A 15831-nucleotide genomic window follows, 5' to 3' on the forward strand; every position below is an offset into this window, starting at 1 on the left:
TTCTTTGCCGGGTGTCAGGCATAAAAAAGGGCCGCATGGTTGCGGCCCCTATGGTCACGGTTGAAGTGGCCGGAGCGGGTTAGAACGGAATTTCGTCATCCAGATCGCCACTGCCGGAGGCATCCCAGCCACCAGATGGCGCACCGCCACCACCGCGCTGGGGTGCAGGCAGGCGGGAGGAGGATGAGCCGCCACCACCGTTGCCGTAGTCCGAATTGCCACCGCCCGTGTTGTAGCCACCGTAGCTGCTGCCACCGTTGCCACCGCCAAAGCCGCCGCCTTCGCCCTCACCGCCATTGCGGCTGTCCAGCAGCACCAGTTCGCCGCGGAAGCGGTCAACAATCACTTCGGTCGTATAGCGTTCCTGCCCGCCCTGATCGGTCCATTTGCGGGTTTGCAACGCACCTTCAAGGTACACCTTGCGGCCTTTGCGCAGGAACCGTTCGGCTACATCGGCCAGCCGGTCATTAAAAATGACCACGCGGTGCCATTCCGTCCGTTCCCGCTTTTCGCCCGATGCGCGGTCATTCCACGTGTCGCTGGTGGCGAGTGAGAAGGATACGATCTTCTGCCCGCTCTGGCTGGAGCGGACTTCGGGGTCTTTGCCCAGATTGCCGACCAGAATGACCTTGTTAACGCTTCCAGCCATGTGTCTCTTTGCCTTCTCTGTAACCTGATAAACCGTTTTGTTACGGTCTGTGTAGCGCAGCAGACTGATGAGATACCAGCCTGTAATATGTTTTTATGCAGCCCCGCTGGCTAGTTGCCAGATGGACAGGCGGGCTGCTCCATGCTGGCGTTCGGCCAGAAGCGTGTGCGCGCAGGGTAGGGCGCTCTCTGCTTCTGCCGTAAAGGGGAGGGGTTCATCCCGCCCGGTTTCAATAACAGCTATGGCGCTGGGGGTAATCCACCCTTTTGCCGTAAGGATTTCTAGCGCTTTGGTGGGCAGCCCCTTGTGGTAGGGTGGGTCCAGAAAAACCAGTGTTGCCGGTGTGGCGCGGGCTGCGGGCGGGTTGGTAACATCCCGCGGGTAAACATGGCAGCGTTCTTCCCACCCACAGGCGTGGATGTTGGCGCGCAGTGCCGCAAGGGCTGGCCGGTCGGTTTCAAAAAAAACAGCGTGGGCGGCCCCGCGGGAGAGTGCTTCCAGCCCAAGGGCGCCGGTGCCCGCAAAAGCATCCAGCACATGGGCATCTTCCAGCAGGGGTGGGCCACCCCACGGTGCATGGGCCAGTACGTCAAACAGCGCCTGGCGGACACGGTCCGCCGTAGGGCGTGTGGTGCCACCCGTGGGGGTGGCTAGCACGCGGCCTTTGCGCGTACCGGCAATAATGCGGACCATTAGCGCGTTTGCCGGTGTGTGCTGGTGCGTGGAGTCGTGGTTTTTTCCGGCGCTTTGGGGAGCTGGTCCCGTAGTACGCGTGGGGGAATTTCCTCCAGTTCACCTTTTTGCAGCGCACCAAGGAGGAATGGCCCGTAGCTGGTGCGGATCAGACGGCTGACGTGCAGGTTCAGCCCCGCCATGACCTTACGGATCTCGCGGTTTTTGCCTTCCTTGAGGGAGACCGTCAGCCATGCATTGTCCCCCTTTCGCGAATCGAGGGAGGCAACAATGGGGCCATAGCGTACGCCATCAAGCACACAGCCCTGAGCGAGGGAGGCCAGACGGGCCTCGTCCACCACACCAAAGACGCGCACACGGTAACGGCGCAGCCAGCCGTTGGAGGGGAGTTCCAGCCTGCGGGCCAGTTCGCCATCGTTGGTGAGCAGCAGCAGCCCTTCGCTGTTCAGGTCCAGCCGTCCAACGCTGATCACACGGGGCATTCCCTCAGGCAGGGAGGAAAAGACGGTGGGTCGTCCCTCCGGGTCCTTGTGGGTCGTAACCAGCCCGTCGGGTTTGTGGTAGCGCCATAATCTGGTGCGTTCTGGGGCGGAAACCGGCTGGTTATCCACCAGAACAATATCGCCATCCGTGACAAAGGTTGCCGGGTGCGTCACACTCTGGCTGTTCAGCCGCACGCGCCCTTCCTCAATCATGCGCTCTGCATCGCGCCGACTGGCCACCCCTGACCGTGCCAGCCACTTTGCAATGCGTTCTCCCCGCGCTTCCTGCGTCACGCCTGTTCTCCTGATGCCTGTATGAAGGCTTTGAAAAGAGTTCTGTCTGCCGGGTCTATGCCAAATTCCGGGTGCCATTGCACCCCAAGACAAAAACGGTGATCCGGGTCTTCTATGCCTTCTATCACGCCATCTTCCGCAATGGCATTCACCCGTCCCCGCCCACTGGTGCAGACGGCCTGATGGTGGGCCGAGTTTACACCAATGCGCCGGGCGCCCCCAAGCAGGTGGGCTAAACGGGTGTTGGGCTGAATGTCCACACCATGGCTGGCCTCATCCCGTGGGTTGGGCTGCTCATGGGGGAGGGCATTGGGGTAGGTGTCCGGAATGTGCTGGATAAGCGTTGCACCAAGGGCCACGGCGATAAGCTGCATTCCCCCGCAAATACCCAGAACGGGAATGTTGCGCTGCAAGGCGGCAGCCAGCAAAGCACTTTCCGCCCGTGTGCGGCGGGGCCGCAGGGTTACGCTGGTATGGCGTTCGGTCGCGCCATACAGTGCGGGGTCAATATCAAACGCCCCACCGGTTATGAGCAGTCCATCCAGCCTGGCCACATAGTCGGGCGCAAGTTGTGGAAAAAGGGGCAGGGCCAGTGGCAGCCCTCCAGCCGTTGCAACCGCGCTCAGGTAATTCTCACGCAGGGCACACCATTCAAAGCGCGAATACGCAGCGGCATTCCCCTCTTCCAGATCAAGGGTAATGCCAATAACGGGGCGTTCTTCTGCCATAAGCCTGTGGTCCTGCACGAAAAGCCAAGAAAAAACGAAAGCTAGCTCTTCTGTGTCAGGTGCCACAGGTTGCAGGGTTTTGCATCTTTTCGCGTCTGGTTTTGCCCGTCTGGCAAGCGGTTGCGTTGCCTAGCGGGTCAAAAACGATGGAATGCTCCGCGGGAGCATGTGCGTGCTGGCCATTTGCGCAGGAGCAGGGGCGGAGGACTCGCTAGGCAGTCTGTCCGCAACGGCAAGACCAAATCCCATTGCTGCCGCAGCCAGAATGAAAGACAGAGAATGCATGGTTCCGACCTTTCCAGCCAAGAGTATGGGGCCAGCGAACCTCGGTCCGTAATGAAGGATCACAGTTTGTTGCAAAACGGATCGTGGCAGCTTTAAGGCAGGATGACAAAGTTGTGGTTGGGATTGCAAGAAAAATATGATGTTTCGGTTTGGAAATTCTTTGTGGGTCTTCCCCCAGACCACAAAGCCATTGAAATGTTTTGTGATACGGTTGTGACCATGGCGGAAAATAACAGCACAACACCCAGCGAGGGCATGGTTCTGGCCTTGCAGCAGGCCCGTCATGCCGCCACCCGGGGAGAGGTGCCGGTAGGGGCCGTACTGCTGGATGCACAGGGCCACGTGCTGGCACAGGCTGGTAACAGGGTGGAAGAACTGCACGACCCCTCTGCCCATGCGGAAATGCTGGTCATGCGTGAGGCCGTGCGCCAGCGCCACGGCCAAAGGCTGGCGGATTGCACGCTGGTTGTCTCGCTCGAACCCTGCCCCATGTGTGCTGCCGCCATGGCTCATTTTAGGGTCGGGCGGCTGGTGTTTGGGGCGTATGACCCCAAAGGGGGCGCGGTGGAACATGGCCCGCGTCTGCCCTACCGCGCGGAGGCGCTGCACCGCCCCGATATTGTGGGGGGGGTGCGTGAGCAGGAGGCTGCGCGCCTGCTCAAACAGTTTTTTCTGGCATTGCGGAGCAAGGACCCGTCCGGGCCAGCATAATTAAAAAGCGGGCGAATGGGCGGCTGAAGGGCTTTTTTTTCCCCCGAAAGAAACCATGTTAGCCTTCGGGGCGTAAGGTGGCGCAGGCTCCGGTGGCTGTAACTGGCGCACGGAGTCGCTGAGTAGGCCGGGATCGCCCCGCGTGTGTCCTGCTTGGGTAGAACAAGGAACAGTCAAGATCGTGATGTCGGAAAAATCTGTGACAAACGTTTGCAAGCATGGCAGCCGCCGTAACTGGACCAAAGCCCTGCTTGCAGGGTGTATGCTGGTTTCGGCTGCCGGACCGTGGGCTGGCTCCCAATCCTGGGCAGATACGTCCAGCATGATCAAGCCGAGCGGCCCAGCCCAGCGGATTCCCGATTTTGTGGAACTGGTCAAACAGGTCAAACCCGCTGTGGTGTCCATTACCTCCATGATCCGCTCCGATGCCGTGGAAGGCGAAGGCGGCAGCATGGGCATGGGAGGAGGTGGGCCTTTTCCGTTCCCCTTCCCGTTCCAGATGATGCCCCAGCCCTCCAAACAGCTGATTGAAGCACGCGGGTCGGGCTTTGTTATCTCGGCTGATGGTTATGTGGTGACCAACAACCATGTGGTTAAAGGGGCGACCAAGGTCACCGTAACGCTGGATGATGGCACAACCCTGCCAGCCAAGGTTGTTGGCCGCGATGGCAAGACCGATCTTGCCCTGCTCAAGGTCACACCCACGCAAAAGCTCCCCTTTATTGAACTGGGCGAGTCGGATGATGTGCAGCCGGGTGAATGGGTGATTGCGGTTGGCAATCCCTACGGGCTGGGTGGCACGGTAACCGCTGGTATTGTTTCCGCCCGTGGGCGCGATATTAACGAAGGGCCATACGACAACTTTATTCAGGTCGATGCCCCCATTAACCGTGGGAACTCCGGTGGACCGCTCTTTACGCAGGATGGCAAGGTGGTGGGTGTGAACACCGCCATTCTCTCCCCATCCGGTGGGGGGTCTATTGGTATTGGCTTTGCTATTCCGTCCGATACGGTGCGCAGTGTTGTGGACCAGCTGCGCAAGACCGGGCATGTCGTGCGTGGCTACCTTGGGGTGAATGCGCAGGTTATTTCGCCTGTTATGGCGAGCGCGCTTAACTTGCCCGCGCCTGCTGTGGCAGGGGCACCGCCAGCCGGTGCGCTGGTGGCCAGCGTAAGCCAGGATAGCCCGGCGGAAAAAGCAGGCTTAAAAGCTGAGGACGTCATTACCGAATTTAATGGCCAAAAAATCAGCACTCCGCATGATCTGGCCGTGCGTGTGGCGGCAGTGCCACCGGGCACACAGGTGACAATCGGCTTTATACGGGCTGGTAAGGCACAGACACTGACAACCAAGATTGGCAACCTTGCCACGGCCACCGGGGACACAGGCAAAGCCTCCACCGCAGCGGGTGGGCAGCATCTTGGTATTGCTCTGGCCCCCCTTAACCGCGACACGCGCCAGCAGCTTGGTCTGCCGCAGGATGCACATGGTGTTGTGGTGAGTGATGTGGAGGCCGGGTCTCCGGCTGATCAGGCTGGCATTCGTCCGGGGGATGTCATTCAGTCCGTGGGGAGCCAGCCGGTGGATGCGCCCAAGGCTGCGGTGGGGCTGATTAAAACCGCCATGGCAGCCAAAAAACCGCTTCTGCTGCGTATTCTGCGAGAAGGACAATCGCTGTTTATTGCCATTTCGCCCGATGGCAGCACTGCGGGTGTGCCAACCGATAACAATATGGGTGGGGATGACGACGATAACTGATCACCCCTGATCGGTATAAATATCGGACGACGGGTCGGCTCCATCTGGAGTCGGCCCTTTTTTGTAACGCGGCTGCTTATGCTGCGGTGGGGGCTTTGGCCGTGGCTGAGGGGCCGGGTGGGTTATTCGGCCTTTTGCCCGGACGCAATGTTGGCCAGGGTCGCAACGGATAAAATACGGATCCGATGGTTTTCAGCACTTGCAATCAGATGGTCGCGGCGGAAGGCACTAATGGTGCGGCTGACTGTTTCAATCGTCAGGCCCAGATAATCGGCAATATCCACCCGTGTCATGGGGACAGAAGCCAGAGTCTCCGCCTCCTGCCGCCGGTTGGCGGTGAGGTGGAACGCTTTCATCCGATCAAGCAGAAATGTAGCGACTTTTTCCCGCGCGGTTTTGCGGCCCAGCAGCAGCATCTGTTCCTGCGCTTCGGCCAGCTTGTCGGTTACGGCCGCCAGCAGGCTGCGTTCAAAGGTAGGGTAGTCACTCAGCAGTGTTTCAAGCTGCGGGCGCATAAAGCGGCACAGGCGCACGTTATCTACCGTTTCTGCCCCAAAAGAGTAGGTCTGTGCCGTGCTCAGGCCCAAAAACTGCCCCGCATCGGCAAAACCCGTAATCTGCCTACGGCCATCGGGGAGGGACTTGAACAGTTTGACGGTCCCGCGAGTCACATTGAAAAAGGCCAGTGCTGGCTCCCCTTCCTCAATAATGGTCGTGCTTGGTGGCAGGATTAACTGGCGGGAAGAATGGGCAAGGGCTGCCAGCCCCTCCTCATCCATGCTGTTGCACAGGCTTCTGTTCCGTATGTCACACACAAGGCAACGCATGACATCCAAATCCGTTTTGGAGGCGGGAACCACCCCACCAACGGGCGGAAGGGCGGATGTTGGGGAGGGAAAAGTCATGCGATAAATCCAGAAAACCGTTTAGTATTAACCTGTTATGGCCTTGTTATAACGGTTGGGGCGGTTAAGGCCCACCAAGCAACATTGAACTTGTGTTGACATAAATCAATCATACCGTGGGATTATTTTAATTGCAGGACAGAACTGCAAGAAAAGCCAAAGCAACGTCTGTGGTTAAAATGACACAGTTTTAACTCATCTTCTACCGTGTGCCGAGAACTTGATCTACATCAAGGCTGCATTGGCCCGAGCATGGTCTTTCCCGCACAGAATTACAGTGCAGTGGAAGAGACAAATCGCAATGGTCAAGTTCCGTTCCTTTCTGACAGCCACAGTGGCTGGTGTGGCCGCCCTTACAGGTGCAGCACAGGCGCAGACAGCAGTTCCCAATGCTGCCTACGTTAATGCTCCGGTCATGAACCGTATCCCCGATGCGCAGAAACCTTCTGGCCATTGTGGTATTTTTGAAACCTGCGCCAGCACCAAGATCGGTCTGAGCAAGGGCGATATCATGATCCGCCTGTCGGGCGTTGGTGTTCTGCCGCAGGACCGTGACAACCATGGCGTGAGCGCAAGCGTGAACGGTGGTGCTTATGCTCATCTGAACGGCACCCGCACTTCCACCACCAATCAGGCTATGCCGGAACTGACGGTTGAATACTTCATCACCAACAACCTGTCTGTTGACCTGATTGCCACCAGCACCCGTCATGAAGTTTCGGCTGAAGGCGGCACTCTGGCTGGCCTTACAGGGTCCCATAAGACGGATATCGGCTCTGCATGGGTTCTGCCCCCGACCCTGACGTTCGCCTGGCATTTCCGCCCCAACAAGCGCTTTAACCCGTATGTTGGCGTTGGTGCGACAGCTATGTGGTTCCACAACATGCATGGTGCGGATGGCATTAAGCTGAACTCCGGCTTTACCGGTGGTCCGTCTGTTAACGTTGGCTTTGACTACCAGATCGTTGGTAACTGGTTCTTCAACGCAGACGTCAAGCAGATGTTCGTCCGTATGCATGCATGGGGCAAAGGTGGCGCTCTGGACAGCCTGGTTGCTGGCAGCACCGTGCGCGTCAAAGCCCACGAATCCCTGGACCCCACCGTGGTGTCCGCCGGTATTGCATACCGCTTCTGATCTAAGCTGATGAGCGCGGACACCGTCTCTGACCTGATCTCCCGCTACGGCGGGAATCTGCCGCGCTATACCAGTTACCCGACCGCAGCCAGCTTTTCGGATGCGGTTGGGGCGCAGGATGTGGAAGGCTGGCTGCGCACGCTGCCAGCGGACCTGCCTGTCTCGCTTTATTTTCATGTTCCCTTCTGTGATGAACTGTGCCGGTTTTGTGGGTGCAATACATCCGTTATGCGGCATGAGGATGGGCGTGTTGCCTATGGTGACCTGCTGCGCGAGGAAATGCGCCGGGTCGTTGCCTTAACGGGCGAGCAGCGTGTGGTGCACCATCTCCAGTTTGGGGGGGGGACGCCCACAACATTGCCTGCCGCATCGCTCCGGCAGCTTATGCGTGCGGTCCGCACGTTTTTCCGTTTTGCAGATCAGGCCGAACTGGCCATGGAGATGGACCCGCGCCACGTGCCGCAGGGTTATCCCGCCCTGTTGGGTGATCTGGGCTTTAACCGCATCAGCCTTGGTGTGCAGGATCTGGACGAAAAGGTGCAGGAAGCCTGCGGACGCCACCAGTCCTTTGAGCAGACACAAAGCTGCATCCAGCAGGTGCGCGATGCCGGTGTGAGCGGTGTCAACATCGATCTGATTTATGGCCTGCCTTACCAGACGGTGGAGAGCGTGGGGGAGACGGCACGCCAGATTGCCTCCCTTCGCCCCGATCGTCTGGCTGTGTTTGGGTATGCCCATATTCCATGGAAGCAGAAGCGCCAGAAGCTTATTCCAGAGGCTGCGTTGCCTGCTTCGCCCGAACGGTTGGCCCAGCGTGCGCAAATCGATGCGGTTTTGCAGGCACAGGGGTATCAGCCCGTCGGTCTGGACCATTATGCCCTACCCACGGATGCTTTGGCAAAGGCGGCCACGGCTGGCACCCTACACCGTAATTTTCAGGGTTATACGACCGATTCCTGCCCGGTTCTGCTGGGTATGGGGGCTTCGGCCATTTCCATGATGCCCGCAGGGTTTGCGCAGAACATTCCAGCCGTTGCACCCTATGCACGGGCACTGGCCGATTCGGGTGATTTGCCGGTTATCCGGGGGGTGGCCTGTACGGCTGATGACCGGTGCAGGGCGGCTATTATCGAACGGATCATGTGTGATCTGGCGGTTGACCTGAACGCTCCTACGTTGCCCGATAATCCGGGGCTGGCAGGATTTGCCGAGGAACTGGCAAGCCTGAGCCTGTTTGAGCGCGATGGGCTGATTACCCGCACCAACAGCCGGATTGAAGTGACAGAAAAAGGTCGCCCCTTCCTGCGCAATGTTGCCGCAGTTTTTGATACGAGAAAAAAAGAACTGGCAGCCGCAAGTGCAGGCAAAGCTCCGGCACCGCGTTTTTCTGGTGCCTTGTAAAATAGATCGTTAAAATTGGCATTTCTGCCATGCAACTTGATCATCCTGTTATTTTGGCGCATGGAGGAAAGCTTCTGAACCGCAGAGGCTATGCTCCAGAAAGCCTCGTATCTCTGGTTCCAAAGCCTGTTTTTTGCTTCAGCGGAAGGATCGGACATTATGTGTTCTCATGTGCCCATGCCCGGCCAGAGCGGTCATTTTGCCCTGCCGGACAGTCTGGCCCATACCCCGATCTCTTCGCACCCGTTCCCGCATTGGATGTTGGAGAATGTGCTGGAGCCAGCCGCGTGCGAGGCGCTGCTGGAATGGAACCCCGGAGAAGCCGCCATAGCGGGCGATGTTGGTGGACGGCGGGAAACCCGTAATGCCTTCCGTGTGTTTGTGGACCCACCGGCCCGCGCAAGGGATGCCCGGCTGGACCGCATGGCCCGGCAGCTTGATAGCGAAGTCATGCGCAGAACTTTTGAGACGGTGTGCAAAAGCCCGTTGGAGGAAGCGGCTCTGCGGCTTGAGCTATGCCTAGATACGGATGGATTCTGGCTGGAACCCCATACGGATATTGGGGCGAAAAAACTGACATTGCTGATCTCCCTTTCCACGGGGGAGGAGGCAGGGCAGTGGGGTACGGATCTGATGACCCCGCAAGGCGAGTCTGTTGCCCGGGCATCGGGGGCCTTTAATTCCGCTGTTTTGTTCATTCCATCGGACAAAACATGGCATGGCTTTGTGCAGCGGCCCATCCGGGGTACGCGGCGGACCCTTATTGTTAATTTTGTCGATAAAAACTGGCGGGCCGTGCACGAACTGGCCTTTGGACCGCGCATGGCCCGGTCCTGATCTTTCCTGTTTGGCGGAAATAGCGCAAAACGGGCCGGGGGGCCCGTTTTTTGCAATTCTGTGACAAATCGGGTTTAGGAAAACTACAAAAAATTCAACGGGGATAAAACGGGAATGAGTGAACCTGCGCGTGAGTCGATGGAGTTCGATGTTGTCATTGTTGGCGGTGGTCCCGCCGGACTGGCTGCCGCCATTCGCCTGCGCCAGCTTTCGCCGCAAACCAGTGTCTGCCTGATTGAAAAAGGGAGCGAGATCGGGGCGCACATCGTATCCGGTGCGGTTATTGAACCGCGTGCTCTGGCTGAACTGCTGCCAGACTGGCGCGAACGTGGCGCACCGTTGAATACACCCGTTACGGCGGAAGACATGCTGTACCTGACCGAAACAGGCAGCATCCGTGTGCCCATGCTGGATAAGGTTATGCCGCACATGGCTAACCACGGGAATTTCATTGTCAGCCTGGGTGAAGTCTGCCGCTGGCTGGCCGTACAGGCCGAGGAACTGGGGGTGGAAATTTACCCCGGTTTTGCTGGTGCTGAGGTGCTGATTGAACATAACCGTGTGGTGGGTGTGGCAACAGGGGACATGGGAGTGGGCCGTGATGGCAAACCCGGCCCCAACTACCAGCCCGGTATGGAACTGCGTGGCCGCTACACCCTGTTTGCAGAAGGCTGCCGTGGCTCCCTGACCAAACAGGTCATGGCGCACTATGACCTGCGTAAAGAGGTGGACCCACAGACCTATGGCCTAGGCATTAAGGAAGTGTGGGAAATTCCGGCCGAGAACCATCGCCCCGGTCTGGTGCAGCACAGCTTTGGCTGGCCACTGGATGACAAGACCTATGGCGGCGCATGGCTCTACCATTTTGGCGATAATCTTGTGTCCTACGGCTTTGTTATCGGGCTGGATTACGCCAACACATGGCTTTCCCCGTTTGAGGAAATGCAGCGCGTCAAACTGCACCCGGCGTTTCGTAAACATCTTGAGGGCGGGCGTCGTATTTCCTATGGCGCGCGGGCTTTGTCCGAGGGTGGGTTGCAGTCCATACCACGCCTGACTTTCCCCGGTGGTGCATTGATCGGGGATTCGGCAGGGTTCCTGAATGTGCCCAAGATCAAAGGCACCCATACGGCCATGAAGTCAGGTATGCTGGCAGCGGAAGCCGTGGTGGAAGCCATAAAGACCGATCGGGTAGAACCCGCGGCCTTGACCGAAAAAGTCCGCCGGTCATGGTTGTGGCAGGAACTGCGCGCAGCACGGAACATTCGTCCTGCTTTTGCCCGGTTCGGGGCTAAGGGTGGAGCTGTGTATGCCGGGCTGGATGCCATGCTGCTGCGTGGCCGCGCACCATGGACGCTGCACTTCAAACATCAGGATAACGACACCCTGCGGGCGGCCGATCTGTGCACAAAGCCCTTTTACCCCAAGCCCGATGGCAAGCTGACGTTCGACCGCCTGTCCTCCGTCTTTTTGTCCGCCACCAATCATGAGGAAGATCAGCCCGTTCATCTGCGGTTGAAAAATCCGTCGTTGTGGAAAACGGTCAACTGGGATGTGTTCCGTGCACCGGAGGCGCGTTATTGCCCCGCAGGTGTGTACGAAGTGGCGGACGAGCAGACAGACCCACATCTGCAAATCAACGCTCAGAACTGCGTACATTGCAAAACGTGCGACATTAAGGACCCCACCCAGAATATAGACTGGACCACGCCAGAAGGGGGTGGTGGGCCCAATTATCCGGCTGGTATGTGAATTTTGCTCAAAGTACGATAAAGCATCGTCCGAACCATCCTGCGTCTGCAAGCGAAAGAAGTCATGAAGATACTCGTACCTGTAAAGCGGGTTGTTGATTACAACATCAAACCGCGCGTCAAGGCGGATGGCAGCGGAGTGGAAACCGCTGGCGTCAAGATGTCCATGAACCCGTTTGACGAAATTGCGGTTGAGGAAGCCGTGCGCCTGCGTGAAAAAGGCGCTGCTTCCGAAGTCGTTGTTGTGTCCATCGGTGTGCAGCAGGCGCAGGATACCCTGCGTACCGCCATGGCCATGGGCGCTGACCGGGCTATTCTGGTCCTGACGGAAGAAAGCCCCGAACCTCTTGCCGTTGCCAAAGTGCTTAAAAAGCTGGTCGAAAAAGAAGGCCCCTCACTGGTTGTGCTGGGCAAGCAGGCCATTGATGACGACATGAATGCAACCGGCCAGATGCTGGCAGGTCTGCTGGGTTGGGGTCAGGGCACATTTGCCAGCAAGGTGGATGTTGCCGATGGCCGCGTGCTGGTCAGCCGCGAAATTGATGGCGGAACGGAACAGGTTTCGCTGGTTCTTCCGGCCATTGTTACGGCGGATCTGCGGTTGAACGAACCGCGCTATGCGTCCCTGCCCAATATTATGAAAGCCAAGAAAAAGCCGTTGGAAACCATTCCAGCCGCTGACCTTGGGGTGGACATGGCACCACGCCTGACCATTGTTTCCGTTGCTGAACCGACGGAACGCAAGGCAGGCATCAAGCTTGGCTCCGCAACGGAGCTGGTGGAAAAACTGCGCAACGAAGCAAAGGTGATCTGAACATGACCGCTCTTGTTCTTCTGGATCATGAAGGCGGGCAGATCAGAAAGGCAGCCCTTTCTGCTGTAACCGCCGCCGCCCGTCTGGGTGATGTGCATGTGCTGGTTACGGGCGATGCCGCTCTGGCACAGGCTGCCAGCCGCATTGCTGGTGTTTCCAAGGTGCTGCACGCGGCAGATGCCCGCTATGCCCACGAACTGGCCGAACCTCTGGCCGCTCTTGTGGCTTCGCTGGCTGCCAGCTACGACCATGTTGTGGCTGCTGCGGGTGCAACGGGCAAAAACGTGCTGCCCCGTGCAGCCGCCCTGCTGGATGTGCAGCCTATTCCCGATGTGGTGAGCATTGTGGATGCACAGACCTTTGTACGCCCGATTTACGCTGGCAATGCCTTGGCTACGGTACGTTCTGCCGATGCCAAAAAAGTTCTGACTGTGCGTAGCGCATCGTTTGATGCCGCAGCGGCAGAAGGGGGTAGCGCACCTGTTGAGGTTGTGGCAGCGGTGGAAAGCCCAGACGTGTCCCGTTTTGAGGCAGTCCAGCTTTCCGATTCCGCACGCCCCGATCTGGAATCGGCTCGTGTTGTGGTGTCTGGTGGGCGCGGTATGGGCAGCGAGGAAAAATTCCACGCGCTCGACCCGCTGGCCGATGCTCTGGGCGCGGCTGTTGGCGCATCCCGCGCGGCAGTGGATTCGGGTTTTGTGCCCAACGAATTGCAGGTTGGTCAGACCGGCAAGATTGTTGCACCGGAACTGTATATGGCGTTCGGTATTTCCGGCGCTATCCAGCATCTGGCAGGGATGAAGGACAGCCGCGTAATTGTTGCGGTTAATAAAGACCCCGAAGCCCCAATTTTTCAGGTCGCGGATTACGGCATTGTGGGTGACCTGTTCGAGGTTGTGCCGCAGTTGGTGGAAGCGCTTAAAAAGTAAGCGCTCTTCCATAATGCTGAGCATTAAAAGGCCCGTATGCCCGTGTGGTGTACGGGCTTTTTTGCGCCGTTATTTTGAACCGTAGGCAGCCATAAAAACTTTGACCGCAGCGTGGATGACTTTTTCCTCATCCGTACTGTTGGTCCCGCTGCTCAGGTTAAAGCGCCTGAGGTGGGCAATGCGCGTCTGGCATAGTGCAAAAAACTGCTCGGCGGCAAAAACCGGGTCTTCTGTTGTCAGCGTGCCGCGGGCTTCCTGCTCACGAATCCAGTTGGCCAGCGTGGCAATGGCGACTCGGGGGCCGTTCTCCCAGAATATTGCTCCAAGCTGGGGAAAACGCGGCGCTTCGGAAACAATGATCCGGTAGAGCATCAGACTGTCTGGTTGGGTAATCAGCCGTACCATGGCACGGGCCACGGCGGTCAATATCTCACGCGGGGGGGCGTTTTCCTGCACAGGGGCAAGGGCTACCGGCAGCTTTTCGCGGCAGCGCTGCTCCACAAAAGCGGCAAACAGGTCGGCCTTGTTGGCAAAGTAATTATACAGCGTTCCCTTGGATACACCGGCCTGCCGCGCAATGGCGGACATGCTGGCGCCCTCATAACCATGTTCGGCAAATACCGAGCTGGCACCAGTCAGGATCTGTTGTCGTTTGGTTTCGGACTCCCCCATGCAGGGGGAGCAGGAGGGGGCGGGAACTGGGGAAGATAAGGCCATGGATTTTCGGGCTTTGGAGACTTGTGATTGACGCGGTAGGGAAAGACGATAGGGTATGCCCTGACCGAACGGGTCGGTCAGCGTAGCGGTTATAACGCATATTAAAGCAGGCGCATAATTTCGACGAGGGTAAGCGGGTGGCAAGACGGAATACACGGCGGGCAGGCGCACTGGCAGTCAGTTTTATTCTGGCAGGATGCGCAGTAGGGCCAGATTACAAAAAGCCCCAGACGTGGTCGCCCGCCCAATGGCAGAAGGCGGCAACGCAGGAACGTAGCAGTGCGCTGAGTGTTCCCACCGAACTGGAGCCTGATGTTCAGTGGTGGGCCGTGTTCCATGACCCCGAGCTTACCTCGCTCGAGCAAAGGTTGGCGGCCCAGAACCTGGATGTATTGCGTGCATCCGAACAGCTGGCTGTCAGCCGTGGGCAGTTGCTGCTGGCGGGGGCTGAGCGTTTTCCCGACCTTGCCGCGTCTGGCTCGTACAGCCGTGTGCAGCACAGTAGCCGACAGTTGCAGCGGATTGTGGAGCGTATTGGGTCGAAATCGCCGGGTTTGATTCCAGATTCTGCGGCAGTGGGTGATGCCACCATTCCGTTGCTGAACAACTGGCAGGATGGCGTGCAGGCCAGTTGGGAGGTGGATCTGTGGGGCCGCGTCCGTCGGCAGTATGAGGCCGCCAAGTCTTATACAGATGCCAGTATGGAAGAACGCCGGGGAATCTTGATTGCCCGGCAGGCCGAACTGGCCTCCGATTACATGGCCCTGCGCAGCCTGCAGGAGCAGTTGCGTATTACCACCGAGAATCGGGATGCCGCAGCCAAACTGCTGCAACTCAGTCAGTCGCGTTACAAAAGTGGTCTGGTAAGTGAACTGGATGTGGATAGCGCACAGTCCGAACTGCAACGGACCAATGCGATTATTCCGCAGTATGAGCAACGTATTGCCATGCAGATCAATGCCATCAATCTGCTGATGGGTGCCCCCCCCGGCGGACTGAATGCCGAACTGGTGCAGACTGCTGGTATTCCGCTGGTACCGCCTGCGGTGCCTATTGGTCTGCCATCTGAACTGGCACACCGCAGGCCCGATATTCGGGAGGCAGAGGCAGAACTCCATGCCGCCACGGCCGAAGTGGGTCAGGCAATCGCGGATTTTTACCCCAAGGTCACAATCGATGCGGGGTTTGGGCTTCAGTCCTTTTCTTTCCGCGATATGGGGATGTGGAGTTCACGTATGTGGAATGTGGGGCCATCCATCACTATTCCCATTTTTCAGGGTGGCCGCCTGACCGGGCAGTTGCAGATGAAAAAAGCATCGCAGAAGGCTGCAGCCCTGCAATACCGCAAAACGGTGCTGAATGCCTGGCGTGAGGTGGATAACGCCCTGACAGCCTATCAGGCGGAACAGAAAAAAAACCAACGGCTGGTAGAGCAGGTCGCGGCAGACAGGCGTGCCATGGTTCTGGCCCAAAGCCAGTACAGGAGCGGATTGCAGAATTATCTGCAGGTGCTGGATGCGCAACGGCGGGTTCTTTCCTCCCAGACCAGTCTGGCTGAAAGTACGGCTAATATCTCCGATGATCTGGTGCGGCTGTATAACGCACTTGGTGGTGGGTGGGAGACAACCTTCCCGCAGGTTCAGCCCAAACATACCTAATGGTTGGGGGGAGGGTATTTTAAAACCGCCGTAGCGTTCTAAGCCCCTGATTTTATTATGGTGTAGGAATGTTTGTGTATGGA

General features: G+C 58.1%; 16 protein-coding genes. 9 read left to right on the forward strand and 7 right to left on the reverse strand.

Features of this window, described 5'->3' with window-relative positions; genetic code table 11:
* Positions 1 to 79: 79 nt before the first annotated feature.
* The 5 genes from ssb to Absy_RS12490 all read right to left on the reverse strand — a co-directional run bounded on the left by ssb (position 80) and on the right by Absy_RS12490 (position 3131).
* Positions 80 to 649 carry a single-stranded DNA-binding protein gene (gene ssb / locus Absy_RS12470; protein ID WP_048855066.1) on the reverse strand — a complete coding sequence of 190 codons (570 nt, stop codon included), beginning with the start codon at positions 647 to 649 and terminating at the stop codon, positions 80 to 82.
* Positions 650 to 742: 93 nt separating this feature from the next.
* Positions 743 to 1342 (reverse strand): 16S rRNA (guanine(966)-N(2))-methyltransferase RsmD, encoded by a 600-nt coding sequence (gene rsmD, locus Absy_RS12475; RefSeq protein ID WP_048855067.1) that lies wholly within the window; start codon positions 1340 to 1342, stop codon positions 743 to 745.
* Positions 1342 to 2118, reverse strand: coding sequence for a pseudouridine synthase (locus Absy_RS12480; protein ID WP_048855068.1), 777 nt, complete (start codon positions 2116 to 2118; stop codon positions 1342 to 1344). The genes rsmD and Absy_RS12480 overlap by 1 nt, the downstream gene beginning before the upstream one ends.
* Positions 2115 to 2846, reverse strand: coding sequence for a gamma-glutamyl-gamma-aminobutyrate hydrolase family protein (locus Absy_RS12485; RefSeq protein WP_048855069.1), 732 nt, complete (start codon positions 2844 to 2846; stop codon positions 2115 to 2117). The genes Absy_RS12480 and Absy_RS12485 overlap by 4 nt, the downstream gene beginning before the upstream one ends.
* Before the next feature lie 129 nt (positions 2847 to 2975).
* Positions 2976 to 3131 carry a hypothetical protein gene (locus tag Absy_RS12490; protein WP_173957588.1) on the reverse strand — a complete coding sequence of 52 codons (156 nt, stop codon included), beginning with the start codon at positions 3129 to 3131 and terminating at the stop codon, positions 2976 to 2978.
* Between the two features lie 219 nt (positions 3132 to 3350).
* Here Absy_RS12490 and Absy_RS12495 point away from each other — a divergent pair, with 219 nt between their 5' ends.
* Complete coding sequence (locus Absy_RS12495; protein WP_048855091.1) at positions 3351 to 3842, forward strand: nucleoside deaminase; 492 nt, start codon at positions 3351 to 3353, stop codon at positions 3840 to 3842.
* Between the two features lie 184 nt (positions 3843 to 4026).
* A complete protein-coding gene (locus tag Absy_RS12500) occupies positions 4027 to 5601 on the forward strand; it encodes a Do family serine endopeptidase (RefSeq protein ID WP_048855070.1) in 1575 nt (524 codons plus the stop codon).
* Between the two features lie 122 nt (positions 5602 to 5723).
* Here the strand turns inward: Absy_RS12500 and Absy_RS12505 are convergent, their stop codons facing one another.
* Positions 5724 to 6506, reverse strand: a complete 783-nt coding sequence (locus Absy_RS12505) for a Crp/Fnr family transcriptional regulator (protein ID WP_245614841.1) — start codon at positions 6504 to 6506, stop codon at positions 5724 to 5726.
* 301 nt (positions 6507 to 6807) lie between these two features.
* Here Absy_RS12505 and Absy_RS12510 point away from each other — a divergent pair, with 301 nt between their 5' ends.
* The 6 genes from Absy_RS12510 to Absy_RS12535 all read left to right on the forward strand — a co-directional run bounded on the left by Absy_RS12510 (position 6808) and on the right by Absy_RS12535 (position 13373).
* Positions 6808 to 7641: an OmpW/AlkL family protein gene (locus Absy_RS12510; RefSeq protein WP_048855071.1), complete on the forward strand. Its 834-nt coding sequence runs from the start codon at positions 6808 to 6810 to the stop codon at positions 7639 to 7641.
* A gap of 9 nt (positions 7642 to 7650) precedes the next feature.
* Positions 7651 to 9042 (forward strand): oxygen-independent coproporphyrinogen III oxidase, encoded by a 1392-nt coding sequence (gene hemN / locus Absy_RS12515; protein ID WP_048855072.1) that lies wholly within the window; start codon positions 7651 to 7653, stop codon positions 9040 to 9042.
* Positions 9043 to 9201: 159 nt separating this feature from the next.
* A complete protein-coding gene (locus Absy_RS12520; protein ID WP_052945770.1) occupies positions 9202 to 9879 on the forward strand; it encodes a 2OG-Fe(II) oxygenase in 678 nt (225 codons plus the stop codon).
* Positions 9880 to 9993: 114 nt separating this feature from the next.
* Positions 9994 to 11631 (forward strand): electron transfer flavoprotein-ubiquinone oxidoreductase, encoded by a 1638-nt coding sequence (locus Absy_RS12525; RefSeq protein ID WP_048855073.1) that lies wholly within the window; start codon positions 9994 to 9996, stop codon positions 11629 to 11631.
* A gap of 63 nt (positions 11632 to 11694) precedes the next feature.
* Positions 11695 to 12444, forward strand: a complete 750-nt coding sequence (locus tag Absy_RS12530) for an electron transfer flavoprotein subunit beta/FixA family protein (RefSeq protein ID WP_048855074.1) — start codon at positions 11695 to 11697, stop codon at positions 12442 to 12444.
* Positions 12445 to 12446: 2 nt separating this feature from the next.
* Positions 12447 to 13373 (forward strand): FAD-binding protein, encoded by a 927-nt coding sequence (locus Absy_RS12535; RefSeq protein ID WP_048855075.1) that lies wholly within the window; start codon positions 12447 to 12449, stop codon positions 13371 to 13373.
* Between the two features lie 69 nt (positions 13374 to 13442).
* Here Absy_RS12535 and Absy_RS12540 read toward each other — a convergent pair whose 3' ends face one another.
* Positions 13443 to 14090 carry a TetR/AcrR family transcriptional regulator gene (locus tag Absy_RS12540; protein ID WP_048855076.1) on the reverse strand — a complete coding sequence of 216 codons (648 nt, stop codon included), beginning with the start codon at positions 14088 to 14090 and terminating at the stop codon, positions 13443 to 13445.
* Positions 14091 to 14227: 137 nt separating this feature from the next.
* Between Absy_RS12540 and Absy_RS12545 the strand changes: the two genes are divergently transcribed.
* Entirely contained in the window at positions 14228 to 15748 is a 1521-nt protein-coding gene (locus Absy_RS12545) for an efflux transporter outer membrane subunit (RefSeq protein ID WP_245614842.1), read from the forward strand.
* Positions 15749 to 15831 lie beyond the last annotated feature (83 nt).

Source organism: Acetobacter syzygii (assembly GCF_000964225.1).
GTDB classification, from domain to species: Bacteria; Pseudomonadota; Alphaproteobacteria; order Acetobacterales; family Acetobacteraceae; genus Acetobacter; species Acetobacter syzygii.